This window comes from Streptomyces sp. NPDC028314 (assembly GCF_055565795.1).
Genome location: NZ_JBVHTP010000014.1, coordinates 179,749 through 203,686, shown reverse-complemented (window position 1 = coordinate 203,686; position 23,938 = coordinate 179,749). Strand labels below are relative to the sequence as shown.

Below are 23,938 nucleotides of genomic sequence, written 5' to 3'. Positions count from 1 at the left end.
AGTAAAGGCGGGTCCCGCACGCCATAATCCGGTCCCACCACCGGGTCGGCAAAGGGGCGGGCATGGCACTGGGACGTCGGACATTTCTGGTCGGGGCGATGGCGGCCGGCGCCGCCGGACTCGGGGCGGCCGCCCCGGCCTCCGCCCGCACCCTCGCCACCCAGGACTGGATGGCCGGCCTCGCCGACTCCACCGCCCTCCAGCGCATGACCATTCCCGGCACCCACGACTCGGGCGCCCGCCAGGGCGGCCTGTACGTCGCCTGCCAGAACACCTCGATCGCCGAACAGCTCGACTCCGGCATCCGCTTCCTCGACGTCCGCTGCCGGGTGACCGGCGGGTCGTTCGCGATCCACCACGGCGCCTTCTACCAGAACCTGATGTTCGGGGACGTGCTCGTGGCCTGCTGGAACTTCCTCGCCGCGCACCCGTCCGAGACCGTGCTGATGCGGGTCAAGCAGGAGTACTCCGAGGAGAGCGACGCCACCTTCCGCGCCGTCTTCGACGACTACCTCGACCAGCGCGGCTGGCGGCCGCTCTTCCGGATCGCGGACTCGCTGCCCGGCTCGCTCGGGCAGGCGCGCGGCAAGGTGGTGCTGCTGGCCGACAACGGCGGGCTGCCCGGCCTGCGCTACGGCGACGGCAACGCCTTCGACATCCAGGACGACTGGAACGCCGAGCCGTTCGCCAAGCGCGGCAGGATCGAGAACCACTTCCGCCGGGCCGTCCAGCAGCCCGGCAAGCTGTTCGTGAACTACACCAGCACCTCGGCGTACATGCCCCCGCGCTGGAACTCCGACCGGCTCAACCCGCAGGTCCACGGCTTCGTCGACGGCGGGGAACTGGCCGGGCGGACCGGTCTCGGGATCGTCCCGATGGACTTCCCCGCCACCCGCTCCGGCCTGGTCGCCTCACTGATCCGGCACAACTGACGGCTCGGACGGAGGCGGGGTGGGCGCCCCGGGGATGCGCAGCACCGCCTCCGTGCCCGGGCCGCCGTCCCGGGCCGCCCGCAGCTCGGCGCTGCCGCCCGCGCGCCGCACCGTACGGGCCACGATGGACAGGCCCAGCCCGCTGCCGGGCAGGGCGCGGGCCGACGGGGAGCGCCAGAACCGCTCGAAGACGTGCGGAAGGTCCTCGGCCGGGATGCCGGGCCCGTGGTCCCGTACGGTCAGCTCGCCCGCGCGCAGCGAGACCTCGACGACACCGCCCGGCGGGCTGAACTTCACCGCGTTGTCCAGGACGTTGACCACCGCCCGCTCCAGCGCCGCCGCCTCGCCCCGGACGTACCAGGGCTCCAGGGCGGAGCTGAAGGCCAGCTCCGGACCGCGCAGCCGGGCTCGGGACAGCGCGGCCGCGGCGATCTCGTGCAGCGCCACCACCCCGAGCGGTCCCGGCGAGGCCGCGTCGGGGCGCGACAGCTCCTGGAGGTCGCCGATCAGCGCGGCGAGCTCCGTCATCTGCGCCTTCACCGAGGCCAGCAGCTCCCGGCGGTCCTCGGGCGGGAGGGGCCGGCCGGTGTCCTCGCTGCGGGCGAGGAGTTCGACGTTCGTACGGAGCGAGGTGAGCGGGGTGCGCAGCTCGTGGCCGGCGTCCGCGATCAGCTGCGCCTGGCGGTCCCGGGAGGAGGCCAGGGCCGCCGTCATCGAGTTGAAGGACCGCGACAGCCGCGCGATCTCGTCCTCGCCCTCGTCGGGGATCCGCACCGTGAGGTCCTCGGTGCGGGCGATGTGCTCGACCGCGCCGGTGAGTTCGTCGACCGGCCGCAGCCCCGTACGGGCCACCCACAGGCCGGCGGCGCCCGCGCCGAACACGCCGATGCCGCTCACCAGGAGCAGCACCCAGGCCAGCGTGGACAGCGGCTTCTCGATGTCGGCCAGGGGTTTGGCGACGGAGAGGGCGGCGGGCTGCCGGCCCAGGAGCGCGGGCTGGGTGTACACCCGCACGGCGACCCCGTCGGAGGTGACCGCGTCGTAGATGACGGCCTGGCGGCGCCGGCCCTGGGCGACTTCGAGGTCGGTCTCGGTGGCCTGGAGGGTGCTCTTGCCGTCGACCCAGCAGCGCCGGCCGTCCGGCAGTACGACCTGGACCTGCGCGCTGAGGTTGTTGGCGGGCCGGCCCGGCAGGGGCTGGCCGGAGACGCAGCCCCCGAACTCCCCGAACACCTGGTTGGCCTGGGCCTCGGCGTTGGTGGAGCGCAGCGAGCTGTCCAGCTGGTCGTTCAGCTGCGTGCGGACCATGAACCAGCTGACGCTGGCGACGGCCGCGACGGCGACCGCCACCGCGACCGCGACCAGCAGCGCGAGCCGCGAGCGCAGCGGCAGCGCGCGGAATCTGGCGACGGGGCTCATTCGGGCCCTCCGTGGTCCCCGGCCCCGGCGGCGCGCAGTACGTAGCCCACCCCGCGCACGGTGTGGACCAGGCGGGGCTCGCCGCCGGCCTCGGTCTTGCGGCGCAGGTACATCACGTAGACGTCCAGGGAGTTGGAGCTGGGCTCGAAGTCGAAGCCCCAGACGGTCTTCAGGATCTGTTCGCGGGTCAGGACCTGGCGGGGGTGGGCCAGGAACATCTCCAGCAGCGTGAACTCGGTGCGGGTCAGCTCCACCGGCCGCCCGGCGCGGGTGACCTCGCGGGTGACGAGGTCCATCCGCAGGTCCCCGAAGGTCAGCGCGTCCTCGGGTTCCGGCCCGCCGGGCGCGGGGGCGGCGTAGGAGCTGCGGCGCAGCAGGGCGCGGACGCGGGCGAAGAGCTCGTCCAGCTCGAACGGCTTGACCAGGTAGTCGTCGGCGCCCGCGTCGAGCCCGGTGACGCGGTCGCCGACGGTGTCGCGCGCGGTGAGCATCAGGATCGGGGTGGTGCTGCCGGCGGCGCGCAGCCTGCGGGCTGCCGTCAGTCCGTCCATCCGGGGCATCTGGATGTCCAGCACGATCAGGTCGGGGGTGTACGAGGCCGCCTTGTCGAGGGCGTCGAGGCCGTCGACGGCCGTCTGCGTCCCGTAGCCCTCGAAGGCGAGACTGCGGCGCAGGGCCTCACGGACGGCCGGTTCGTCGTCGACGACGAGGATGCGCTGCTGGTCGCCTTCGGCGGCATTCACTTGGGGTCCCCCAGGGATGATGGTCGGTGCTCCCAGGCTCGCACGGGCCGGCTAGAACGAGGTCCCGAAGCCGTTGGCGCCGCTGCTGCCGCTGCCGCTGCCGTTCCCGCCGCTGCCGTTGCCGCTGCCGCCGCCGCGGAGGGAGTCGAGGTCGGCCTTGATGGTGTTGACCGGGATCGCGAAGCCGAGGCCGACGCTGCCGGCGTCGGAGCTGCCGCTGGAGGGGGAGTAGATCGCGGAGGGCATTCCGACGATCTCGCCGTTCATGTTGATGAGGGCGCCGCCGGAGTTGCCGGGGTTGAGCGAGGCGTCCGTCTGGATGGCCTTGTACGAGGTGGTGTTGTTGCCGGTGTTCCCGTTGAACTGCTGACCGTCGTACGAGAACGGCCAGCCGCCGCCCTGCCGGCCCTGCGGGGACTGCTGCTCGGACTTGGGCACGTTCACGTCGCGGTTCAGGGCGGAGACGATGCCGCTGGTGACGGTGCCGGTCAGCCGGTCGGGGGAGCCGATGGCCACGACCTCGTCCCCGACCTTGAGGCCGTCGGAGTTGCCGAGCTTGGCGGGCTTGAGGCCACTGGCTCCCTGGAGCTTGATCAGGGCCAGGTCCTTGTCGGGGTCGGTGCCGACGGTCTTGGCGGAGTACTTCTTGCCGTCGCTCATCGTCACCTGGATCTCGGCGGCGCCGTCGACGACGTGGTTGTTGGTGACGATCTCGCCGTCGGCGGTGAGGACGATGCCGGAGCCGGTGCCCTGGCCGGACGAGGTGCGGGTGTCGATGCGGACCACGGAGGGACTGACCTGCTCGGCGACGCCGGAGACGGTGCCGTTGCTGGACTGGGAGACGTTGGTGCCGCTGAAGCCGGGGCTGCCGGCGGTGTTCTGGCCGAGGAACTGATGGACGGCGACCGCCGTGCCGCCGCCCACGACGGCCGCGGCCAGTGCGACCGCGGCCAGCAGGGCGACGGGCCGCTTGGCGCGGGCCGCGTGGGCCGCGTGGGCGGGGCCCTGCGGGGCGGTCGCGGGCTCGCCCCAGCCGCCGCTGCCGGCGCCCGCCGGTACGGTCTCGCCCTGGATGACCGGCGGCTGGTGCGCCTCGTGCCACCCCGGCGCGGGCGCGGCGGGCGGGTAGGCGGGCGGCGGGGGGTACGCCGAGGCCCCGGCGTCCTGGGCCAGCCGGTCGCGGCCGCGCTGCCAGTCCTCGCCGAACGGCGGGTGCTGGGGGCGGTTCTCCTGCGGGTACTCGCCTTCGCGGCGGAAGCTCTCGGTCATGTCTACGACTGTGTCCGCGGATCATGAGAGCTGTCTGAGTGCCCGCTGAGAAGCCCGACAGAACCGTGTATGCCCGAAATAAGGCCCGGGTGTCTGCGCAACAGCGGGCGCAGGCGTGCCGTCGCCCCTGACGGGGGGGCCGAGGGGGCCGTCAGGGGGCCGGCCGGGCTATCGGCAGCCGCAGGAGCGCCGGATCACCAGCGCCGAGGGGAACTGCTTCAGCCGCTCGCGGCGGGAGCCCGCCACGCGCAGGGCGTCGTCCAGGACGAGGTCCACCGCCGCACGGGCCATCGCCGGGCGGTCCGAGGCGATGGTGGTCAGCGGCGGGTCCGTCAGCGCGGCTTCCTTGACGTCGTCGAAGCCGGCCACCGCCAGCTCGCCGGGCACGTCGATGCGCAGCTCCCGGGCCGCCCGCAGGACGCCGATCGCCTGGTCGTCCGTGGCGCAGAAGATGGCCGGGGGCCGGTCCGGGCCCGAGAGGACCTCCAGGGCGACCTGGTAGGCGTCGTAGCGGTTGTACGGGGCCTCGAAGAGCCGGCCCTCCACCGAGCGCCCGGCCTCCAGCATCGCCCGGCGCCAGCCCTCGACGTGGTCCGCGACCGGGTCGCCGACCGACGGGGTGTTCTCGACGCCGCCGATGCAGGCCACGTACGGGTGCCCGTGCTCCAGCAGGTGGCGGGTGGCGAGCTGGGCGCCGCCGATGTCGTCCGTGATCACGGCGACGTCGTCGATGGCCTCGGGGCGCTCGTGCAGCAGCACGATCCGCGCGTCCCAGGCCTCGATCTCGGAGGCGGCCCGCTCGCTCATGCCCTGGCTGACCAGGATCAGCCCGGAGACCCGCATGCCGAGGAAGGCCCGCAGGTAGTGGACCTCGCGCTCGTCGCGGTAGTCGGAGTTGCCGACCAGCACCATCTTCCCGCGCTCGGCGGCGGCCTGTTCGACGGCGTGCGCCATCTCCGCGAAGAACGGCTGCCGGGCATCGGGGACGATCATGCCTATGAGGTCGGTGCGCCGCGAGGCCATCGCCTGGGCGACCCGGTCGGGCCGGTAGCCCAGCTCCTTGATCGCGGCGAGTACACGCTCGCGCGTGGCCGGGGCAACCGGCCTGGGTCCGTTGTTGATGACGTAGCTCACGACGGCGGTAGAGGTACCCGCAAGTCGCGCCACGTCATCCCGCGTCACCTTGGCCACGCGCGGAAGTCTACGCGGGGTGACCTACCTCTGGGCAGGCCGTCCTGCCGACTGGACCGTTACCGGAGTTTCCTCCATACGGGGGAGGGCCGCGGCCGCCTGGGCAGCCGCTTCCGCCGCCGCCCGCTCGACCTTCTCCGGGGTGACGAAGCGGTAGCCGACGTTGCGGACCGTGCCGATCAGCGACTCGTGCTCGGGGCCGAGCTTGGCGCGCAGCCGCCGTACGTGGACGTCGACCGTCCGGGTGCCGCCGAAGTAGTCGTACCCCCAGACCTCCTGGAGCAGCTGGGCGCGGGTGAAGACCCGGCCCGGATGCTGTGCGAGGTACTTGAGCAGCTCGAACTCCTTGAAGGTCAGGTCCAGGACCCGGCCCTTCAGCTTCGCGGAGTAGGTCGCCTCGTCCACCGACAGGTCACCGTTGCGGATCTCCATCGGGGAGTCGTCGGAGCCCAGCTGCTGCCGGCCGGTGGCGAGGCGCAGCCGTGCCTCGACCTCGGCCGGTCCGGCGGTGTCGAGGAGGACGTCGTCGATGCCCCAGTCGGCGGTGACGGCGGCCAGACCGCCCTCCGTGACGACGAGGATCAGCGGACAGCCGGGTCCCGTCGAGCGGAGCAGCTGGCACAGCGACCGCACCTGCGGGAGGTCGCGGCGGCCGTCGATGAGGATGACATCGGCGCCGGGGGTGTCCACGAGGGCAGGCCCCTCGGCGGGAGCCACCCGGACGTTGTGCAGCAGCAGGCCGAGGGCGGGCAGCACCTCGGTCGACGGCTGCAGGGCATTCGTCAGCAGCAGGAGAGAGCTCATGCCCGACCACCTGCCCGGGTCGGGCGGTTGTGCACGTGCGCGTGCACGGTTCGCTGGTCCATCACGTCGGTTCCTCCTCGGTCCCGTCGAGGACTTTCGCGGCACTGCTTCGTACGTCTTGCCTGGTGCCCGTCCGGTCCCCGCGCCCTGGGGTCCGCACCGGTACCACTGTTCGCGGTCCGTTCAACGTGCTGAAAGCACAAAAGGACCCGGGGGCTACGTTGCCCGGATCCTCTACGCCGCCAGAATAGCCCACGGGCCGTTCGGGGGCAGAGGCTCCGGCGGGCCCCTTCTGTGGTTCGTGCCACGCCCGCCACCTGCGTATGCCCCGGTTTCACCGGATCGGTGGACAGTCGGGCGGCCGCCCGGGCGCACACGGGGCGCGCGGAGGCACGCCGGGGTGGGCCGCCGGAGGGTTCATCATGGAGGCCGACGGTAGAGAGCCGACGATTGGAGCTGCAGTGGCAACCGGAACCATCCGCTACTGGGCGGCGGCCAAGGCCGCGGCCAAGACGGCGGAGGAGCCGTACTCGGCGCGGACACTGGCCGAGGCGCTCGACGCCGTGCGGGAGCGCCACCCGGGGGAGCTGACCCGGGTCCTGCTGCGCTGCTCCTTCCTCGTGAACGACGAACCTGTGGGCAAGCGCCCGCACGATGCCGTCCTGCTGAGCGAGGGGGGCACCGTCGAGGTGCTCCCGCCGTTCGCGGGCGGGTGAGCGGGAGCCCATGAGTACCCCCGAAGAACAGCAGCACCGAGACCAGCAGCACAGAGACCAGCAGCAGCAACAGCAGCAGGACCCGTACGGGACCCAGACCTGGCAGTCCGACACCTGGGACACCGGCTACCAGCCGGTGCAGCCGCTCGGCGGGGTTCCGGGCCAGCCCGGGCAGCCGGTGCAGCCCGTCGCGCCCGAGGGATGGTTCCGGGACGAGGCCCCGGCGGCCGCGCCCGCGCCGCCCGCTGCCCAGGACTGGTCCCAGGGGTCCCAGGGCGCCGGTACCGGGATGCCGTGGCCGGAGTCGGCGGGCGCCGCCGAGACCGCGTACCTGCCGCCGTACCAGGAGCCGCAGCAGCCCCAGCAGCAGTCGCAGCAGCCCCAGCAGCAGTCGCAGCAGCCCCAGGGGTACCCGCAGAGCGCGGTCCCGGACGGCTGGTTCCGCGAGGAGGCCCCGGCGGCCTCCGCGCCCGCCCCCGCCGCCCAGGAGTGGGCTGCCGAGACGGCGTACCTGCCGCCGTACCAGGAGCCCCAGCAGCAGCCGCAGCAGCAGCCGCAGTCGCAGCAGCCCCAGCAGTCCCAGGGGTACCCGCAGAGCGCGGTCCCGGACGGCTGGTTCCGCGAGGAGGCCCCGGCGGCTCCCGCGCCGGGACCCCCCGCCGCCCAGGGCTGGGCCGAGGAGACGGCCTACCTGCCGCCCCAGGCCCAGGAGCCGGCCGTGGAGGCCACCGCCTACCTGCCCCCGGTGACGGACGCCCCGGAGGCCGCGCCGCAGGGACCCGTGTCCGCCGCGGCGCCCCTGGCCCCCGGCGAGGAGCCCGAGTACTCCCCGCCCACCCTCGCGGGCAACACCCTGCGCGCCGTCGACCCCGCCCAGGCCCGTGCCGAGGGCCGGTCGCCGATCATCGACCCCGGTCCGCAGTCGGCCATACTGACCGCCGCCCTCGGCCTGCTGCTGGCCGCGGCCGCCGCCTTCGGGGACCTGGCGCTGCTCGTGCCGCTGATCGCCCTCCAGGGGCTCACCGCGGCCGGCTGGTTCCGTCTCAACGGCATGTGGCCCGCCCGCCAGGGCATCGCCCTCGCCTTCCTCGGAGCCGTGGTCGCGGACGCGGCCGTGCTCGCGGTGGACAGTACGTACGGCCCGGGCGCGATCATCGGCACCCTCGGCGCGTGGGTGCTGCTCACGCTGGTGCTCCAGCTGCGCAGCCACGCGGACCCCGACGAGCGGATGTACGGGCTGATGGCCTCGGTGGCCTCCGCCGCGCTCGCCATCGTCTGCGCCGGGTACCTGGCCGCCGGCTCGGACGCCGTGAGCGTGGGCGCCGCCGCCGTCGCGGTCGCCGTCTTCGCCCGGGCGCTGCCGCTGCCGACCCCCGCCTCCGTGGGCGTCTCGCTGGCCGCCGCGGCCGGGGCGGGCATCGCGGTCGGCACGGTGACGGGCGTCGGGCCCGGCGGGGCGCTGCTCGGCCTGGCCGCCGGGGTGTGCGCCCTGGTCGGGCTGCGCGTGGCCGCGTACGACTACCCGTCCAAGTTCGTCCACATGACGGCCGGTGTCGCGCTGCCGCTGGCGGCCGCCGCGCCCGCCGTCTACCTCATGGGCCGGGTGGTGGGCGGCTGACGGGGGCCGAGTGCCCGGGGCCTTCCCCGGGCGGCATGGTCAACTAGAACGCACGTACTGATCTACAGGGGGAGGGGCACGTGCGTTTCCTACGGGCCATCGTGATCATCGGAGTGGTTCTGGGCGCCCTGTTCGTGGGCGCCGACCGCTGGGCCGTCAACTACGCGGAGAACCGGCTGGCCGACCGGATCCAGGCCCGGCAGGGCCTGGCCGGCGCCGCGGAGGTGGACATCCACGGATTTCCGTTCCTGACCCAGGCGCTCAGCCACGACCTCGACCAGGTCGACCTGACGCTCAAGGGCGTGGAGGCCACCGCCGACGGCCGCAAGACGCGGCTCACCCAGCTGGACGCCAGCTTCCACGGGGTGAAGCTGAACGGGGACTACAGCGGCGGCACGGCGCGGACGGCCGAGGGCAAGGCCCTCGTCTCGTACCCGGACCTCACCGCGGCCTCGGACACCGGGGTGACGGTCGCCTACGGCGGGGCGCCGGGCAAGGTGAAGGTCAGCGCGACGCTGGACTTCCTCGGCAAGAAGTTCACGCGCAGCGTGATCTCGACGGTCACGCTGGAGGACGCCAAGGACGCCAAGGGAGCCAAGACCGTCCGGGTGCGCGCCGACGCGGTGCCGGGCGAGGGGGTCCCGGGGATCGAACAGGCGATACGCAAGAAGACCGACTTCGACCGGCGGCTGGACGGCGGACTGCCCTCCGGCCTCCAGCTCTCCTCGCTGACCTCGGACGAGGCCGGTGTGCACCTCTCCCTGACGGGCGCGGACGTGGTGCTGGCCGGATCGTGAGACGGAGCGGTCCGATCCGCAGAAGGACGGGCCGCGCGAAGCGCCCCGGCAGCCGTGCGACGGCCCGCCGGGGCTTTCTCATCCCATCATACGGACGATCCTGTCTCGCTATATGACACACCGGTGACAGGGCGGCTGATTCGTCCCTACGATCCATGCCTATGAAGCATCAGCAGGCGGACCTCACGAAGCGGCGGGCAGTAGACCTGTGTCGCGTCGCCGCCATGCTCTGTCGCTCCATGTGAAGGTGTGAGCGCTTCCGCTCCACCGGCCGGACGACCGGCTTCCCCGCGTGACCGCACCTGCCTCCTGCCCGCCTGACGCCTCCCCGCGCAGGTCCTGAGAGAGCTGATCCGGGCGGCACGCACCCCGAGCAGCACCAGCCCGCAGCAGCACCAGTACAGCCCCGCCGCACACTGCCCCGGAGGAGACACCATGAGCCGCAGCGACGTCCTCGTAGACGCCGACTGGGTCGAGGCCCACCTGAACGACGCCAATGTCGTCATCGTCGAGGTGGACGAGGACACGTCCGCGTACGACAAGAACCACATCACCAACGCCGTCCGGATCGACTGGAAGCAGGACCTCCAGGACCCGGTCCGCCGTGACTTCGTGGACCAGGAGGGCTTCGAGAAGCTCCTCTCCGCCAAGGGCATCTCCAACGACGACACCGTCGTCCTCTACGGCGGCAACAACAACTGGTTCGCGTCCTACGCCTACTGGTACTTCAAGCTCTACGGCCACCAGGACGTGAAGCTCCTCGACGGCGGCCGCAAGAAGTGGGAGCTCGACTCCCGCGACCTGGTCGACGGCAAGGACGTCCCGAACCGCCCGGCCACCGCGTACAAGGCCAAGGCCCAGGACACCTCGATCCGCGCCTTCCGCGACGACGTCGTGGCCGCGATCGACAACCTGAACCTGGTCGACGTCCGCTCGCCCGACGAGTTCTCCGGCAAGCTGCTCGCCCCGGCCCACCTCCCGCAGGAGCAGTCGCAGCGCCCCGGCCACGTGCCGAGCGCCCGCAACATCCCGTGGTCGAAGAACGCCAACGACGACGGCACCTTCAAGTCGGACGAGGAGCTGACGGCCCTCTACCAGGCCGAGCAGGTCGACCTGGCGAAGGACACCATCGCCTACTGCCGCATCGGTGAGCGCTCCGCGCTCACGTGGTTCGTGCTGCACGAGCTCCTCGGCCAGGAGAACGTCAAGAACTACGACGGCTCGTGGACCGAGTACGGCTCGCTCGTCGGCGTGCCGATCGAGCTCGGCGCCGCGAAGTAACCCCTGCGGGGCACGCAGGGCCGCGCGCCCGCCGCCAGTACCCAGTACGACTTTCTCCAGGACAGGACAGAGAACATGTGTGGAGCACAGACCGGCGGGCCCGACCTCGCCACGCTCAAGCCCGGTGAGACCGCCATCCAGGGCCAGGTGACCAAGGACGGCGAGCCCGTCGTCGGTTACGTGCGGCTGCTGGACTCGACCGGCGAGTTCACCGCCGAGGTCCCGACCTCCGCGACCGGCCAGTTCCGCTTCTACGCCGCCACCGGCTCGTGGACCCTGCGCGCGCTGGTTCCCGGCGGCCAGGCGGACCGTGCCGTGGTCGTCGCCGAGGCCGGCGGCGTGACGGACGTCGCGATCGCCGTCTGACCGCTTCACGCAAGACCGGCCGAAGGGCCGCACCCCCGGGGGTTGGACGCCACTGGAACGGGGTGCGGCCCTTCGCGCCGTCCGGGATCCTTCGCGCCGCGGGCTTTCGGCTCTACGCTGGAGGTATGTACGCCCGGCGGCGCCGCGCCTACTTCCTGCTGATGGGCGGCTGCCTGTTCCTCTTCGTCTCCGCCTGGTCCTTCGTGCGGCTCTTCTCCGTACCGGCCGCCGTGGCCCTGTGCGTCGTCGCCATGGTCATCCCGCCGGTGGCCGCCATGATCGCGAACCGGCGCGGCCCGGACGACCGCTGGTGGGACGACCCCTCCGGCGACCAGAAGTCCGACGAATGGTGGGACGAACTGGACGGAAAACACCGCCGCGAGGACTGAAGGGCCCCTGTACCAAACCGTGATGAGGGCTCGTACAACTGCTCCCCACCGAGATCTGTCTTGTGTGTGCGCCGGTAGTCGACCGGTGCCTCCAGTCCTGTGGGGGGACATCCCTTGGAACAAGCACAGACCGGCCGTCGCCGTGGCCGGGCACCCCTGCTGATCGCGGCCGCCCTCGTCCTGGGCGCCGTCGCGGGCACGGCCACCGGCTACGCGGTCCAGTACCGGCGCCCGCCCACCCCGCTGCCGCCGCTGGCCCAGCAGAAGATCGCCATGCCGCTGCCGGCCGCCCCCGGCGAGGCGACGAGCCGGCGTTCCGTCAACGCCAACCGGTGGGACAGGGCGGACGAGGACCTCTCCGCGAAGCTGCTGGCGGCTCCGGCGGGCGCGAAGGACGCCTACTCCGGGTACCAGTCGCCCGACGAGTTCGCGGCGGACTACTTCGAGCACCCCGACGGCGGCTTCACCAACCTGGTCCCGCACGTGCGGCGGATCGCCACGGCGGGCTGGCAGGAGGGCGACGACCACGTCGACATCCGGCTGCTCCAGTTCGACGACCTCGCCGCGACGACCCGCTACCAGGAGGGTCAGTCCCGCTACCAGCGCGAGGAGAGGTTCGCCGGCAACGACGGCTTCGATCTGCCCGGGGTACCGGGGGACTTCGGACACGCCTGGCTCTACAAGGTGCACGAGAAGGCCGGCTACCTCCCCAACCGCACCGCCCGGGCCATCGTCCGGCGCGGGGACGTCGTCATGGACGTGGAGATCACGAACACCCGCGCCCGGGTCTCCGAGGGCGACATCACCGAACTGGCCCAGAGACAGCTGGAGCGGCTGTGACCGAGCAGCGGAGCGACGCCGTGTCCGAACCGCGGACGGCCCACGAAGCAGTGCCCCACGAAGCAGTGCCCCACGCAGAAGCGCCGCACGCAGAAGCGACCCCGGAGGTGCTGGGCTCTCCCCGGCCGCCCCGCGTGGTCAACCGCAGACTCGCCGCCCTGATCGCCGCCGGCCTGGGCCTGGCCCTCCTCACCGGCGGCGGCTTCTGGGCCTCGGGCCGCATCGCCCAGGCCGACCGGACCTCCCCCACGCGCTACTGGACACCGGCGGGCCCGCAGCCGAGCGCCTCGCCCTCCCCGGTCCCGGGCGTGCCGGCCAACGCGCTCACGGCCAGGCTGCTGCCGATGCCCCCGAACCTGAAGCCCGGCCCCGACCTCGACGACGAGGGCAACGACTTCTACGTCTCCGGCGAGCGCGCGGTGCAGGCGATGAAGGAAGCCCGTACGGGGCTGTCCAGCGGCGAGCGCGCCGAGCGGGACGCGGCGCTGGCCGCCCTGAAGCTCAAGGGCGTGGCCGGCCGCAGCTACCGGGCGGCCTCCAGCGGCCCGGTCACCGAGATCGAGCTGATGCAGGCCGACCCGCAGGCCCTGACCGGGTTCGCGGAGATCAGCAAGAGGTTCCTCGGGCTGGGCGAGCTCCTGAGCGGCAAGAAGCGCGAGACGCCCAAGGTCGACGGCTTCCCCGCGGCCACCTGCGTACTGACGGACATCGTCGAGGACCGCTCGGACCAGGGGGAACACCCCGAGAAGATCGACTCCCTCGACTGCGTGGCCGTCGAGGGCGGCGTGCTCGTGAACTTCCGGAGCTACGGGCCCCGGCTCGCCGTCAACGAGGCCGTCGACCTGTTCGAGCAGCAGCTGAAGCACTTGAAGTCCCCGGGGGAGTCCGCGTGAGCGAGCAGAACACCAGCGGCGCCGTGTCCGCCGTCGAATGGGACCTCCCGGAGGGCGCCGACCCCGCCCCGCAGCCGGCCCCGGCCGGGCCGAGGGACCACCGCAAGCTGTTCGCCGCCCTGCGGTGGGCCGTGGCCGCGGTGGTCTTCGCCGCCGCGGGCGCCGGCAGCGCGTACGCGGTGATGCGCCCCGAGCGTACGGAGCTCCCCGGCCTGTCCACGCTGCCCGACGGCCGCTGGACCTACCCGACGCTGGCCAAGCCGGAGCTCCCGGCGGGCGCCCCGCTGCCCGCGGGCCCGGACAACCCGGACGGCAAGCACTACGCACCGCTGGCCGCCCTGCTGCTCCCCGCCCCCGAAGGAGCCAGGACCGACGACTCGGCCAAGGCCGACAAGGACGCGAAGGTGGCCCCGGACTCCTTCCTGGAGGAGTACGCCCCCGAGGTCCGGCAGAAACTCAAGGAGTCCTTCGAGTACGAGGGCCTGCGCCAGATCGCCGGCCGGTCCTGGACCATGCCCGACGGCACCCGGACCCGGATCTACCTGCTGCGCTTCCACGCGTCCGGGTTCGCGGACGAGCTGGGCGGCTGCAACCTCCCCTCCCGGCCGGCCGGCGCCGACAAGCTGGCCGTCGACCTGGAGTGGAGCAAGGCCGCGGCCGCCCAGTACGACAGGCACGCCTCCGGCGACTTCGGCAGCACCGCCGCCCTCGCCGCCAGCGACATCAGCGTCTACGAGGAGCCCGAGCCCTCCGGCGACGAGCGGGTCCGGTTCGGCTGCCTCCAGGCGGGTGATGTGCGGGCCGTGGTCGTCCAGTCCCGCAAGGGCGGCCTGCCCGCCCTTCCCTTCCACCAGACGGTCGTCCTGCAGAGCCAGCTGCTCAGCTGAGCCCCGGTACGGCCCACCTCACGGAGTGCGCCGGTTCCCGGGCCAGTAGGCTTGGGGACCGGCCCCGTAACGCCCATACAGAACTCCGAGGAGCACCCCGTGCTTGAGGCAGTCTTCACCTCCCTGCTGGTCCTGGTCTGCGTCGGCGTACTCGCCTTCACCGGCCTGGCCGTGAAGAAGCTGTACCAGGGCCAGCGCTGATCTCCTGATCGGCCGCCGCCGCCCCGGATCCCGGAACCCCTCCCACAGATCGCCTGAGCAGCCACACATGATCCAGATCCCGTCCGACCTGAACCCGGGCCTCGTCCCCCTCGCCTTCCTCCTCGGTACCTGGGAAGGCGCGGGCGTCTTCGACTACCCCGGTGAAGAGAAGTGCAACTTCGGCCAGGAAGTCGTCTTCAGCCACGACGGCCGGGACTTCCTGGAGTACCGCTCGCACACGTGGGTGCTCGACGCCGAGGGCAACAAGGTGCGTCCCCTGGAGTCCGAGGCCGGCTACTGGCGCATCGACGCCCAGCGCAAGGTCGAGATCGTCATGGTCCGCGACCAGGGCGTCGTCGAGATCTGGTACGGCGACCTCGCCGACCAGAAGCCCCAGATCGACCTGGTCACCGACGCCGTCGCGCGTACCGCCGCGGCCCGCCCGCACAGCGGCGGCAAGCGCCTGTACGGCTACGTCAAGGGCGACCTGATGTGGGTCGGCGAGAAGGCCACGCCGGACGTCGAGCTGCGCCCGTACATGTCGGCCCAGCTGAAGAAGGTCGTCACCCCCGAGGAGGTCGCCGAGATGGCGCGGAACCTCCCGGACATGCCGGACGACGGCATCGCGTTCTTCCGCTGACCGGTCCACAGGCTGTGGAAGAAGGGGACCTCGGGCTCGACCGGGGTCCCCTTCGCGCGCTTACACTGGCCGGGTGGTGAGCACCGAGAGCACCGAGAGCGGCTCCGACTGGAAGAGCGACCTGCGGCAGCGCGGATACCGGCTGACACCGCAGCGCCAGCTCGTCCTCGAAGCCGTCGACAGCCTGGAGCACGCAACGCCGGACGAGATCCTCGTCGAGGTCCGCAAGACCGCCTCCGGGGTCAACATCTCCACCGTGTACCGCACGCTGGAGCTCCTGGAGGAGCTCAAGCTGGTCTCGCACGCCCACCTCGGGCACGGCGCGCCCACGTACCACCTCGCCGACCGGCACCACCACATCCACCTGGTGTGCCGCGACTGCACCGAGGTCATCGAGGCGGACCAGGACATCGCCGCCGAGTTCACCGCGAAGCTCCGGGCCACCTTCGGGTTCGAGACCGACATGAAGCACTTCGCGATCTTCGGGCTGTGCCGCAAGTGCGCCGCCGCGCACCGCGCCGGGCAGGCCTAGGGCGAAAGAGACGGCCTGGGCGCCCCCTGGGCCCTGGGGCAGTCGAGGGCAGGGCCGTACGCTTGGTGCCATGACCAGCAGCCCCTTGCTCCATCTCCCCGGCGCCGTACCGGCCGAAGGCCGCGACGAGGGCGTCGCCGCCCACTACGGAGAGCTGTACGGCGAACAGCGCGCCCTCGCGGACGGCCGGGGCTTCGTCGACCTCTCCCACCGCGGAGTCATCACCGTCACCGGACCGGACCGGCTGAGCTGGCTGCACCTGCTGCTCACCCAGCACGTCACCGACCTGCCGCCCGGGCAGGCCACCGAGGCGCTGATCCTCTCCGCGAACGGGCACATCGAGCACGCCCTGTACCTCGTCGACGACGGCGAGACGGTGTGGGCGCACGTCGAGCCCGGCACCCAGGAGGCGCTGCTCGCCTACCTGGAGTCGATGAAGTTCTTCTACCGCGTGGAAGTCGAGGACCGCACCGCCGAGTTCGCGGTCGTGCACCTGCCGGCCGGCTCGATCTCCGAGGCCGCCAAGGAGCTCGCCGTACGCGAGACCCCGCACGGCCGCGACGTGTTCGTGCCGCGCGCGGACCTGGAGGCCTTCGCCGCCGCCCACGGCCCCGCCGCGGGCCTGCTCGCGTACGAGGCGCTGCGCGTGGAGGCGCACCGGCCGCGGCTCGGCCTGGAGACCGACCACCGCACCATCCCGCACGAGCTGGGCTGGATCGGCACCGCCGTACACCTCCAGAAGGGCTGCTACCGCGGCCAGGAGACGGTGGCCCGCGTCCACAACCTGGGGAAGCCCCCGCGCCGGCTGGTGTTCCTGCACCTGGACGGCTCCGAGGTGCTGCTCCCGGCGCACGGCACGCCCGTACGGCTCGCCGCGGACGGGGAGGAGGGCCGGCAGCTGGGCTTCGTGACCACCGCCGTCCGCCACCACGAGCTGGGTCCGATCGCGCTGGCGCTGGTCAAGCGGAACGTCCCGGTGGACGCGCCGCTGCTGGCCGGCAAGACGGCCGCCGCGCAGGAGGTCGTCGTAGCGCCGTAACCGGGCTACACGTCGATGACGATGGTGAACGGGCCGTGGTTGGTCAGCGAGACGCGCATGTCCGCCCCGAACCGGCCCGTCGCCACCGTCGCGCCCAGCGCGCGCAGCTGCGCCACCACCTCGTCGACCAGCGGCTCGGCAACCGGGCCGGGCGCGGCCGCGTTCCAGGTGGGGCGGCGGCCCTTGCGGGCGTCGCCGTAGAGCGTGAACTGCGAGATCACCAGCAGCGGGGCGTTCACGTCGCTGCAGGACTTCTCGGCCTCCAGGATCCGCACCGACCACAGCTTGCGGGCCAGCACCGCCGCCTTCTCCGGGGTGTCGTCGTGGGTCACCCCCACCAGGACGCACAGCCCCTCTCCGACGATCTCCCCGACGGTCTCGCCGGCCACCACGACGCTCCCGCCGTCCACCCTCTGCACCACTGCTCGCATTCCACCTGTGTACCAGGCGTGCACCCGTCCGGGGCCGATCGGGTGGAGTGGGACTGCACCGACACCACGGAGAGTGGCACCATGCACGCAGGCGGTGCCCCCAGCACCGGTCGAGGGGACGGACACGTTCACATGAATATTTCTGGTACCTCCGTACCTGTACCCGCTTCGGCCGCGTCGGCCTGCGACGTCGCGGCGGCGGTACGGCCGCCCGCACAGCGCACCGGCGACGAGCAGGGGCCGACCACCCCGGCCACGGCGCTCGGTCTGCCGGAGCTGCGCGCACTGCGCCGCGACGCGCAGCGCGACGAGGCCGATCTGAGCTACGTACGCAGACTCCTGCAAGGCCGCATCGACATCCTGCGCGCCGAGCTGGCCCGCCGCTCGGACCCCGAGGCGGCCCGGCGGACGGATTCCGAGGCGCCGGTGGTGGACCGGCTCTCGGAGATCCTCGCCGACGCCCCGTCCAGCCGCAGTGCCTCCGCCCGCCACGTCACGCTCGGCACCCCGCACAGCGAGGAGTTCCGGCTGCTGGCGGCGGAGATGCTGTCGGACGTGGAGCTGTCGGACCTGGCCGCGCGCACGGACGGCGAACTGCACGACGCGATGGCCCGCCTCGTGCGCTACGAGCAGCAGGTCTCCCGGCGCCGGCAGCAGCTCCAGCGCACGGCGGACGACTCCAGCGCGGAGATCACCCGCCGCTACCGGGAGGGCGAGGCGCAGGTGGACGACCTGCTGGCGTAGCCGCCGGGGCACGAGGGCGGCGGCGGTGAACGGGACCGGCCGGCCCGGGCGGGAAATTCGGGCGACTCGCGCCGGGGCGGCGGTTAGCGTGGCCGGTTATGAGTGCAGACGTCCGGCCGATCGCCGAATCCGAACTCCCCGAGTGGCTGCGAGCCGTGAACGCCGGCTTCCTGCGCCCGGACCGCGTCACCGAGTCAGATGTCGCCCAGCGGGCCAAGTACGGCGACCTCGCCCGCACCCAGGGCGCCTTCGACACCGCAACGGGCCGCTGCGTGGGCACCTTCCGCTCCTTCGCCCAGGAGCTGACCGTCCCCGGCGGGGCGGCCGTCGCCGCCAGCGCGGTCAGCAATGTCACCGTGCTGCCCACGCACCGCCGCCAGGGCCTGCTGACCCGGATGATGTCCGCCGAGCTGACGGCAGCGAAGGCGCGCGGCGACGTGCTGTCGACGCTGATCGCCGCCGAGTACCCGATCTACGGGCGGTACGGGTACGGGCCCGCCACCTCCACCGCGGAGTGGGAGATCGACGTGGCGCGCACCGGCCTGGACCCGCGCTGGTCCGGGCCCGCGGACGGCGGGCGGATCGAGCTGGTGGACGTCGCCGAGGCCCGGACGATCGGGCCCGCGCTGCACGAGCGGCTGAGGGCCGTCTCGCACGGCACGGTCAGCCGGGACGCCCGCTGGTGGAGGGTGGCGTCGGGCCTGGAGGAGATGTCGCACAACCCCTACAAGGACAAGTTCTACGCCGTGTACCGGGACGCGGCGGGTGAGCCGGCCGGGATCGCCGTGTACCAGGCCGACGACCACTGGACGGACGCGAAGCTCCCGCTGAACACCGTGCAGGTCAAGGACCTGATCGCGGTCACCCCGGACGCGCAGCGGGCGCTGTGGCGGTTCCTGTGCTCCATCGACTGGGTGCTGAAGGTCCGCACCGGTTACCGGGCCCCCGACGACCTGGTCCCGCTGCTGCTGCCCGACCCCCGCGCCGCCCGGCTCGTGACCTGCGCCGACTTCCTGTGGGTGCGCCTGCTGGACGTCGTACGGGCGCTGCGCGCGCGGACGTACGCGGCTGCGGGGGTCCTCGTACTGGAGGTCACGGACGCGGCGGGCCTGGCCGACGGCCGCTACCGGCTGGACGCGGGTACGGGCGACTGCGCCCGTACGGAGGAGCCGGCGGACCTGCGGCTCGACGTGTCGGCGCTGGGCTCCCTGTACCTGGGCGACGAGTCGGCGGTCCGGCTGGCCGCGCTGGGCCTGGTCGCGCAGGAGCGGCCGGGTGCGGTCGCCCTCGCGGACGCGGTCTTCCGCACGGCGCGCCGCCCGTGGTGCCCGGACGTGTTCTGAGCCCGCTTCCCACGAGTGCCCGCGCGCCCGTTTCCCGCGCCCCTGTCACATCGGCGGGCTCCGGGGAGTCATGGGGGTGTAGGGGCGGGACACGTACGTACGGACCGGACGAGGGGACACTGCGATGAGCGGCAGCACGCACCGGAGCGAGAGCGACTTCCTGGCGGAGCGCTTCGAGGAGAAGCGCGGCCACCTGCGGGCCGTGGCCTACCGGATGCTCGGCTCCGTGACCGAGGCGGAGGACGCCGTCCAGGAGGCCTGGCTGCGGCTCGACCGCTCGGACACCGCCGAGGTGCAGAACCTGGGCGGCTGGCTGACCACCGTCGTCGCCCGCGTCTGCCTCGACCAGCTGCGCTCCCGCAAGGCCCGCCGCGAGGAGTCGGTGGACTCCCCGCTGGACCTGCCGGAGCCGGTGCTGAGCTCCCCGGACGGGCTCGACCCCGAGCAGGAGGTGCTGCTCGCGGACTCCGTGGGGCTCGCGCTGCTCGTCGTACTGGAGCAACTGGCGCCCGCCGAGCGGCTGTCGTTCGTCCTGCACGACCTGTTCGGGGTGCCCTTCGACGAGATCGCCCCCATCGTGGACCGGACGCCGGCCGCGGCCCGGCAGCTCGCCAGCCGGGCGCGGCGGCGGGTGCAGGGCGGCGCCCCCGCCCCGGACCCGGACCTGGGCCGGCAGCGGGAGATCGTCGCCGCCTTCCAGGCGGCGGCGCGCGGCGGGGACTTCGAGGGCCTGATCTCCGTACTCGACCCGGACGTCGTGCTGCGGGTGGACCTCGCGCAACTGGCCCTGGGCGCCCCGGCGGTGGCCCGGCAGGCGCTCACCTTCCAGCGGCTGGCCCCGTACGCGCGGGCCGCGCTGGTCAACGGGGTGCCGGGCGTCGTCACGATCCCGCCGGGCGGCAAGCCCGTCGCGGTCATGGCTTTCACTGTGAGCGGCGGCCGTATCGTCGCGATCGACATCCTGGCGGATCCGGCGCGGCTGGAGAAGCTGGACGTCACCGTTCTGGAAACCGAGGACTGAGCTACTTGGCAACACTGGTGGAACTCCTGCGCGCGGCCGGCTGCGTGTTCGCGGAGGAGGAGGCGGAGCTGCTGACGGCTGCCGCCAGGGACGACGGCCACCTCGCGGACCTGCTGGCCCGCAGGGTGGAGGGCGAACCGCTGGAAATCGTCGTCGGCTGGGCGGAGTTCTGCGGGCTGCGCATGGAGGTGGGCGAGGGGGTCTTCGTGCCGCGCCGGCGCAGCGAGTTCCTCGCGCAGGAGGCGGTGGCGCTGGCGAGGCCGGGCGCGGTGGTCGTGGACCTGTGCTGCGGGGTGGGCGCGCTGGGTGCGGCGGTGGCCTCGCAGGTCCCCGGGGTCGAGCTGCACGCGGCGGACATCGACGAGGTGGCCGTCGCGTACGCGGAGCTCAACACGGCTCCGTACGGCGGCCGGGTCCACCGCGGCGACCTGTACGCGGCGCTGCCCGAGGAGCTGCGGGGGCGGGTGGACGTACTGGTGGTCAACGCCCCGTACGTGCCCACGGCGGAAATCGGCTACCTGCCGCCGGAGGCCCGCGACCACGAGCCGCGGACCACCCTGGACGGCGGCCCCGACGGCCTGGACATCCACCGCCGGGTGGGGGCCGAGGCCCTGGGCTGGCTCGCGCCGGGCGGGCACCTGCTGATCGAGACGAGCGCCCGGCAGTCGCCGGTCACGGCGTCGGCCCTGACGGCGGGCGGCCTCGCGGTCCGCGCGGTGACCTCGGAGGAGCTGTACGCGACGGTGGTGATCGGGGCGAGGCCGGCCGCCTAGCGGGTGTCCGGAAACAGCCCTCACGAAGTTGATCTTTGGGATACAACGGTGCTGGTCGCGCGCCGTCCCGATGCCGGTGCGCGGGGAAAGGATGAGTCCGGTGGGGGAGAGTTCATGGGAGAGTTCATGGCTGACGGATCGTTTCGAAGAGCAGCGGCCACGGCTGAGGGCCGTGGCCTACCGGATGCTCGGCTCGGTCAGCGAGGCCGATGACGCCGTCCAGGAGGCCTGGCTGCGCCTCGAACGCACCGACACCAGCGACGTCGAGAACATGGCCGGCTGGCTGACGACGGTCGTCGGCCGGGTGTGCCTGAACATGCTGCGCTCGCGCGAGACGCGGCGGGAGGACCCGCTGGAGACGCGGATCCCCGACCCGGTCATCAGCGGCGAGGACGGGCTCCACCCGGAGCAGCAGGCGCTGCTGGCCGACTCGGTGGGGCTGGCGCTGCTGGTGGTGCTCGAATCGCTGGGGCCGGCCGAGCGGATCGCGTTCGTCCTGCACGACATGTTCGCCGTGCCCTTCGACGAGATCGCGCCGATGATCGAGAAGACCCCGGCCGCGACGCGGCAGCTCGCCAGCCGCGCCCGCCGCCGGGTCCAGGGCAGGGCCCCGGCTCCCGACCCTGACCTCGGCCTCCAGCGCGAGGTGGTCAGCGCGTTCTTCGCGGCGGCTCGCGACGGCGACTTCGAGGCGCTCGTCTCGGTGCTCGATCCCGACGTGGTCCTGCGCTCCGACGGCGGCGTGACGCGCGCCCGCCACACGGTGGTGTTCAACGGCGCCCGGACGGTGGCCTCGCAGGCGATCACCTTCGGCTCGCTGTCCCCGTACGCCCGCCCGGCGCTGATCAACGGTGCGGCCGGGGTCATGGTCGCGATGGACGGCCGGCGCCTGTCGGTGATGGCCTTCACGGTCGTCGGCGGCAAGATCGCGGCCATCGACGTCCTGGCCGACCCGGAGCGCCTCAAGTCCCTCGACCTGACGGCCCTGGACCTCTGAGCCCCTCCGCCCCGGGTTCCCCCGCGCGGGGGAACCCGGGGCGAGGATGGCGGGATGAACTTATCCCCCCGCCTGGCGGCGCTGGCCTGCCTCGCAACGGTCACCCTGCTGTCCGGCTGCACCACGGACAGCGCGCCGGCCCCGAAGGGCCCCGACTCCGCCCCCGGCCCCGGCCCCGGCCCCACGGCCACCTCCACCGCCGCGCCCGACGCGGCGGTCCGACTGGCCGAGCGCTACCACCGCTCCGGCGGCACGCAGGACGTGTACGCGATCCAGCAGACCTCCGGCCCCGAGGGCGTCCCCCGATTGACGGTGTGGACCCACACCCCGGACGCCGACCCCAAGCGCTTCGACGCCCTCAAGGCGTCCATCACCGGCTACCTGCAACGAGAGGACGGCCTCTCACCGGAACGGGGCTACCTGCTGGACGTCCTCGGCCCGGACGGCACCCTGCAACACCGCCTCGACGCCCGCCGGTGACGTACGACCGGGGCCGGCTCGGGTGGGAGCTATTGCAAGCGCGTGCTTGCAATAGTTAGCAAGGTGCGGCAGGATCGGCGTATGGCATCGCTCAACGTCGGGAATCTCGGCGAGTACCTCCGCGAGCAGCGGCGGCAGGCCCAGCTTTCGCTGCGGCAGCTGGCCGACGCGGCGGGGGTGTCGAACCCCTACCTGAGCCAGATCGAGCGCGGGCTGCGCAAGCCGAGCGCGGACATCCTGCAGCAGCTGGCCAAGGCGCTGCGGATCTCCGCGGAGACGCTGTACGTGCAGGCCGGGATCCTGGACGAACGGGACCGGGACGAGGTGGAGACGCGGGCCGTCATCCTCGCCGACCCGTCCATCAACGAGCGGCAGAAGCAGGTGCTGCTCCAGATCTACGAGTCGTTCCGCAAGGAGAACGCGCTGGACGCGGACGCCGCCGCAGCGGCCGGTGCCGACGACGAGCTGCCCCATACGAACTGAACTGTGATCCGGGAGGACCAGCACATGGCCATCGCCGATGACCTGAAGAAGACCCTCACCGACCCGACCCCGCTCTACTTCGCCGCCGGCACCGCCGACCTCGCGGTGCAGCAGGCCAAGAAGGTGCCGGGGCTCTTCGAGCAGCTGCGCGCCGAGGCGCCCGCGCGCATCGAGGCCGTGAAGAACACCGACCCGAAGGTCGTCCAGGAGAAGGCCAAGGAGGCGCAGGAGGCGGTCACCGCCAAGGTCGCCGAGGTCCTCGGGGCGATCGACCCGAAGAAGCTGGGCGAGACCGCCCAGGATCTGGCGCTGCGCGGTGTGGGTGTGGCCGCCGAGTACGCGGTGCGCGCCAAGGAGACCTACGACAAGGTCGCCGAACACGGTGAGCAGGCCGTGCGCGCCTGGCGCGGCGAGCTCTCGGAGGAGATCGTCGACATCGCCGAGGTCGTGGAGCCGGACGTCGCCGCGAAGCCGGCGCCGGAGTCCGAGCCGGTCGCCGCCGAGGCAGGCGACGAGGAGAAGCCCGCCGCGAAGAGGTCCACCACCGCGCGCAAGAGCCCGGCGAAGAAGACGGCCGCCACCACCGGTGGCGAGAGCTGATCGCGATTCCGCGAATGGCCGATCGCGGGCCGGGCACCTGGAAGGTGTCCGGTCCGTTGTCGTTTGGGAAGGCGGCGCTGCCGGTAGCGTGGAGTGTCAGACGGCACAGGCGTATGCGTCCCAGGCATGAGAAGGCGGTCGAGCAATGTTGATGAACGGTTTCGACAACGGGGTCCTCCCTTTGCTCGGGTTCGCCATGCTGGCGCTGGCCGTCGTGGCCTTCGTGTTCGCCCTGCTGGCGCGCGAGGACGCCTACCGGGCGGCCGAGAAGCAGACCAAGACCTTCTGGCTGGTGATCCTCGGCATCACGGTCCTCGTGGACTTCTTTCTCGGGATGCTCTTCCTGGAGATCGCCGGTCTGGTGGCGACGATCGTCTTCTTCGTCGACGTACGGCCCGCCCTCAAGCAGGTATCGGGCGGCGGCCGGCGCAGCGGCGGCAGCAGCAGCGACGGTCCGTACGGCCCCTACAACGGCGGCCGGTAGCAGCAGCACCCCGGCCGGGGACGGG

At 72.7% G+C, this 23,938-nt stretch carries 29 protein-coding genes; 23 read left to right on the top strand and 6 right to left on the bottom strand.

All coding sequences use genetic code 11. The annotated features are described in order from the left end of the window. The first annotated feature begins 62 nt into the window (after positions 1-62). Positions 63-932, top strand: coding sequence for a phosphatidylinositol-specific phospholipase C (locus ACZ4TG_RS29555; RefSeq protein ID WP_468168193.1), 870 nt, complete (start codon positions 63-65; stop codon positions 930-932). Here the strand turns inward: ACZ4TG_RS29555 and ACZ4TG_RS29550 are convergent. The 5 genes from ACZ4TG_RS29550 to ACZ4TG_RS29530 all read right to left on the bottom strand — a co-directional run bounded on the left by ACZ4TG_RS29550 (position 912) and on the right by ACZ4TG_RS29530 (position 6,358). Then, positions 912-2,351 (bottom strand): sensor histidine kinase, encoded by a 1,440-nt coding sequence (locus tag ACZ4TG_RS29550; protein ID WP_468168190.1) that lies wholly within the window; start codon positions 2,349-2,351, stop codon positions 912-914. The two genes, ACZ4TG_RS29555 and ACZ4TG_RS29550, sit on opposite strands and share 21 nt — an antisense overlap. Continuing rightward, entirely contained in the window at positions 2,348-3,094 is a 747-nt protein-coding gene (locus ACZ4TG_RS29545; RefSeq protein WP_468168187.1) for a response regulator transcription factor, read from the bottom strand. Before ACZ4TG_RS29545 ends, ACZ4TG_RS29550 begins: the two co-directional genes overlap by 4 nt. Positions 3,095-3,145: 51 nt before the next feature. Continuing rightward, on the bottom strand, positions 3,146-4,363 hold the full coding sequence (locus tag ACZ4TG_RS29540; RefSeq protein ID WP_468168184.1) for a S1C family serine protease: 1,218 nt from the start codon (positions 4,361-4,363) through the stop codon (positions 3,146-3,148). Positions 4,364-4,531: 168 nt separating this feature from the next. Then, a complete protein-coding gene (locus ACZ4TG_RS29535) occupies positions 4,532-5,554 on the bottom strand; it encodes a LacI family DNA-binding transcriptional regulator (RefSeq protein ID WP_468168181.1) in 1,023 nt (340 codons plus the stop codon). Positions 5,555-5,578: 24 nt separating this feature from the next. Beyond that, positions 5,579-6,358, bottom strand: a complete 780-nt coding sequence (locus tag ACZ4TG_RS29530) for a response regulator transcription factor (RefSeq protein ID WP_468168178.1) — start codon at positions 6,356-6,358, stop codon at positions 5,579-5,581. 461 nt (positions 6,359-6,819) lie between these two features. Here ACZ4TG_RS29530 and ACZ4TG_RS29525 point away from each other — a divergent pair, with 461 nt between their 5' ends. The 13 genes from ACZ4TG_RS29525 to ygfZ all read left to right on the top strand — a co-directional run bounded on the left by ACZ4TG_RS29525 (position 6,820) and on the right by ygfZ (position 16,557). After that, positions 6,820-7,074, top strand: coding sequence for a MoaD/ThiS family protein (locus tag ACZ4TG_RS29525; RefSeq protein ID WP_468168175.1), 255 nt, complete (start codon positions 6,820-6,822; stop codon positions 7,072-7,074). Between the two features lie 10 nt (positions 7,075-7,084). Next, positions 7,085-8,692 (top strand): hypothetical protein, encoded by a 1,608-nt coding sequence (locus ACZ4TG_RS29520; RefSeq protein WP_468168172.1) that lies wholly within the window; start codon positions 7,085-7,087, stop codon positions 8,690-8,692. A gap of 80 nt (positions 8,693-8,772) precedes the next feature. Next, positions 8,773-9,489 (top strand): LmeA family phospholipid-binding protein, encoded by a 717-nt coding sequence (locus ACZ4TG_RS29515; protein ID WP_468168169.1) that lies wholly within the window; start codon positions 8,773-8,775, stop codon positions 9,487-9,489. 155 nt (positions 9,490-9,644) lie between these two features. Further along, entirely contained in the window at positions 9,645-9,734 is a 90-nt protein-coding gene (locus tag ACZ4TG_RS29510; protein WP_353962230.1) for an Ms5788A family Cys-rich leader peptide, read from the top strand. A 190-nt stretch (positions 9,735-9,924) separates the two neighbouring features. After that, positions 9,925-10,770: a sulfurtransferase gene (locus ACZ4TG_RS29505; RefSeq protein ID WP_468168165.1), complete on the top strand. Its 846-nt coding sequence runs from the start codon at positions 9,925-9,927 to the stop codon at positions 10,768-10,770. 75 nt (positions 10,771-10,845) lie between these two features. Beyond that, on the top strand, positions 10,846-11,136 hold the full coding sequence (locus ACZ4TG_RS29500; protein WP_468168162.1) for a DUF1416 domain-containing protein: 291 nt from the start codon (positions 10,846-10,848) through the stop codon (positions 11,134-11,136). Positions 11,137-11,261: 125 nt separating this feature from the next. Then, positions 11,262-11,525: a DUF3099 domain-containing protein gene (locus ACZ4TG_RS29495; protein WP_468168159.1), complete on the top strand. Its 264-nt coding sequence runs from the start codon at positions 11,262-11,264 to the stop codon at positions 11,523-11,525. Positions 11,526-11,639: 114 nt separating this feature from the next. Next, a complete protein-coding gene (locus ACZ4TG_RS29490; protein ID WP_468168156.1) occupies positions 11,640-12,365 on the top strand; it encodes a hypothetical protein in 726 nt (241 codons plus the stop codon). A 65-nt stretch (positions 12,366-12,430) separates the two neighbouring features. Next, positions 12,431-13,258: a hypothetical protein gene (locus ACZ4TG_RS29485; protein WP_468168153.1), complete on the top strand. Its 828-nt coding sequence runs from the start codon at positions 12,431-12,433 to the stop codon at positions 13,256-13,258. Next, positions 13,255-14,145 (top strand): hypothetical protein, encoded by an 891-nt coding sequence (locus ACZ4TG_RS29480; RefSeq protein ID WP_468168150.1) that lies wholly within the window; start codon positions 13,255-13,257, stop codon positions 14,143-14,145. The genes ACZ4TG_RS29485 and ACZ4TG_RS29480 overlap by 4 nt, the downstream gene beginning before the upstream one ends. A 268-nt stretch (positions 14,146-14,413) precedes the next feature. Next, on the top strand, positions 14,414-14,986 hold the full coding sequence (locus ACZ4TG_RS29475; protein WP_468168147.1) for a heme-binding beta-barrel domain-containing protein: 573 nt from the start codon (positions 14,414-14,416) through the stop codon (positions 14,984-14,986). Positions 14,987-15,062: 76 nt separating this feature from the next. Beyond that, a complete protein-coding gene (locus ACZ4TG_RS29470; RefSeq protein ID WP_468168144.1) occupies positions 15,063-15,518 on the top strand; it encodes a Fur family transcriptional regulator in 456 nt (151 codons plus the stop codon). Positions 15,519-15,588: 70 nt separating this feature from the next. Continuing rightward, positions 15,589-16,557 (top strand): CAF17-like 4Fe-4S cluster assembly/insertion protein YgfZ, encoded by a 969-nt coding sequence (gene ygfZ / locus ACZ4TG_RS29465; RefSeq protein WP_468168141.1) that lies wholly within the window; start codon positions 15,589-15,591, stop codon positions 16,555-16,557. A gap of 5 nt (positions 16,558-16,562) precedes the next feature. Here the strand turns inward: ygfZ and dtd are convergent, their stop codons facing one another. Continuing rightward, complete coding sequence (dtd, locus tag ACZ4TG_RS29460; RefSeq protein WP_468168138.1) at positions 16,563-16,988, bottom strand: D-aminoacyl-tRNA deacylase; 426 nt, start codon at positions 16,986-16,988, stop codon at positions 16,563-16,565. 132 nt (positions 16,989-17,120) lie between these two features. On the opposite strand from dtd, the gene ACZ4TG_RS29455 reads away from it, so the two are divergent. From ACZ4TG_RS29455 to ACZ4TG_RS29415, 9 genes are all read left to right on the top strand, one after another. Further along, the gene (locus ACZ4TG_RS29455; protein WP_468168135.1) at positions 17,121-17,732 is read left to right on the top strand and encodes an RsiG family protein; all 612 of its coding nucleotides are present in this window, start codon (positions 17,121-17,123) and stop codon (positions 17,730-17,732) included. Between the two features lie 98 nt (positions 17,733-17,830). After that, positions 17,831-19,075, top strand: coding sequence for a GNAT family N-acetyltransferase (locus ACZ4TG_RS29450; protein WP_468168132.1), 1,245 nt, complete (start codon positions 17,831-17,833; stop codon positions 19,073-19,075). Between the two features lie 124 nt (positions 19,076-19,199). Beyond that, complete coding sequence (locus tag ACZ4TG_RS29445) at positions 19,200-20,096, top strand: sigma-70 family RNA polymerase sigma factor (RefSeq protein WP_468168129.1); 897 nt, start codon at positions 19,200-19,202, stop codon at positions 20,094-20,096. Between the two features lie 5 nt (positions 20,097-20,101). Further along, on the top strand, positions 20,102-20,869 hold the full coding sequence (locus ACZ4TG_RS29440) for a putative protein N(5)-glutamine methyltransferase (protein WP_468168126.1): 768 nt from the start codon (positions 20,102-20,104) through the stop codon (positions 20,867-20,869). A 100-nt stretch (positions 20,870-20,969) separates the two neighbouring features. Further along, entirely contained in the window at positions 20,970-21,866 is an 897-nt protein-coding gene (sigJ, locus tag ACZ4TG_RS29435; RefSeq protein WP_468168123.1) for an RNA polymerase sigma factor SigJ, read from the top strand. A 54-nt stretch (positions 21,867-21,920) separates the two neighbouring features. After that, the gene (locus tag ACZ4TG_RS29430; protein ID WP_468168120.1) at positions 21,921-22,346 is read left to right on the top strand and encodes a hypothetical protein; all 426 of its coding nucleotides are present in this window, start codon (positions 21,921-21,923) and stop codon (positions 22,344-22,346) included. Between the two features lie 81 nt (positions 22,347-22,427). Beyond that, a complete protein-coding gene (locus ACZ4TG_RS29425) occupies positions 22,428-22,829 on the top strand; it encodes a helix-turn-helix domain-containing protein (protein WP_468168117.1) in 402 nt (133 codons plus the stop codon). A 24-nt stretch (positions 22,830-22,853) separates the two neighbouring features. Then, a complete protein-coding gene (locus ACZ4TG_RS29420; RefSeq protein ID WP_468168115.1) occupies positions 22,854-23,429 on the top strand; it encodes a hypothetical protein in 576 nt (191 codons plus the stop codon). A gap of 145 nt (positions 23,430-23,574) precedes the next feature. Further along, positions 23,575-23,913, top strand: a complete 339-nt coding sequence (locus ACZ4TG_RS29415) for a DUF2516 family protein (RefSeq protein WP_468168112.1) — start codon at positions 23,575-23,577, stop codon at positions 23,911-23,913. The last annotated feature ends 25 nt before the right edge of the window (positions 23,914-23,938 follow it).

Excerpts from the sequence above, each read along its gene's own strand:
- ACZ4TG_RS29540 (WP_468168184.1), bottom strand. The coding sequence starts at position 4,363 with ATGACCGAGAGCTTCCGCCGCGAAGGCGAGTACCCGCAGGAGAACCGC.
- ACZ4TG_RS29505 (WP_468168165.1), top strand. The coding sequence starts at position 9,925 with ATGAGCCGCAGCGACGTCCTCGTAGACGCCGACTGGGTCGAGGCCCAC.
- ACZ4TG_RS29550 (WP_468168190.1), bottom strand. The coding sequence starts at position 2,351 with ATGAGCCCCGTCGCCAGATTCCGCGCGCTGCCGCTGCGCTCGCGGCTC.
- ACZ4TG_RS29425 (WP_468168117.1), top strand. The coding sequence starts at position 22,428 with ATGGCATCGCTCAACGTCGGGAATCTCGGCGAGTACCTCCGCGAGCAG.
- ACZ4TG_RS29420 (WP_468168115.1), top strand. The coding sequence starts at position 22,854 with ATGGCCATCGCCGATGACCTGAAGAAGACCCTCACCGACCCGACCCCG.
- ACZ4TG_RS29510 (WP_353962230.1), top strand. The coding sequence starts at position 9,645 with ATGCCTATGAAGCATCAGCAGGCGGACCTCACGAAGCGGCGGGCAGTA.
- ACZ4TG_RS29555 (WP_468168193.1), top strand. The coding sequence starts at position 63 with ATGGCACTGGGACGTCGGACATTTCTGGTCGGGGCGATGGCGGCCGGC.
- ACZ4TG_RS29430 (WP_468168120.1), top strand. The coding sequence starts at position 21,921 with ATGAACTTATCCCCCCGCCTGGCGGCGCTGGCCTGCCTCGCAACGGTC.
- ygfZ (WP_468168141.1), top strand. The coding sequence starts at position 15,589 with ATGACCAGCAGCCCCTTGCTCCATCTCCCCGGCGCCGTACCGGCCGAA.
- ACZ4TG_RS29475 (WP_468168147.1), top strand. The coding sequence starts at position 14,414 with ATGATCCAGATCCCGTCCGACCTGAACCCGGGCCTCGTCCCCCTCGCC.
- ACZ4TG_RS29450 (WP_468168132.1), top strand. The coding sequence starts at position 17,831 with ATGAGTGCAGACGTCCGGCCGATCGCCGAATCCGAACTCCCCGAGTGG.
- ACZ4TG_RS29445 (WP_468168129.1), top strand. The coding sequence starts at position 19,200 with ATGAGCGGCAGCACGCACCGGAGCGAGAGCGACTTCCTGGCGGAGCGC.
- dtd (WP_468168138.1), bottom strand. The coding sequence starts at position 16,988 with ATGCGAGCAGTGGTGCAGAGGGTGGACGGCGGGAGCGTCGTGGTGGCC.
- ACZ4TG_RS29530 (WP_468168178.1), bottom strand. The coding sequence starts at position 6,358 with ATGAGCTCTCTCCTGCTGCTGACGAATGCCCTGCAGCCGTCGACCGAG.
- ACZ4TG_RS29500 (WP_468168162.1), top strand. The coding sequence starts at position 10,846 with ATGTGTGGAGCACAGACCGGCGGGCCCGACCTCGCCACGCTCAAGCCC.
- ACZ4TG_RS29495 (WP_468168159.1), top strand. The coding sequence starts at position 11,262 with ATGTACGCCCGGCGGCGCCGCGCCTACTTCCTGCTGATGGGCGGCTGC.
- ACZ4TG_RS29415 (WP_468168112.1), top strand. The coding sequence starts at position 23,575 with ATGTTGATGAACGGTTTCGACAACGGGGTCCTCCCTTTGCTCGGGTTC.
- ACZ4TG_RS29455 (WP_468168135.1), top strand. The coding sequence starts at position 17,121 with ATGAATATTTCTGGTACCTCCGTACCTGTACCCGCTTCGGCCGCGTCG.
- ACZ4TG_RS29520 (WP_468168172.1), top strand. The coding sequence starts at position 7,085 with ATGAGTACCCCCGAAGAACAGCAGCACCGAGACCAGCAGCACAGAGAC.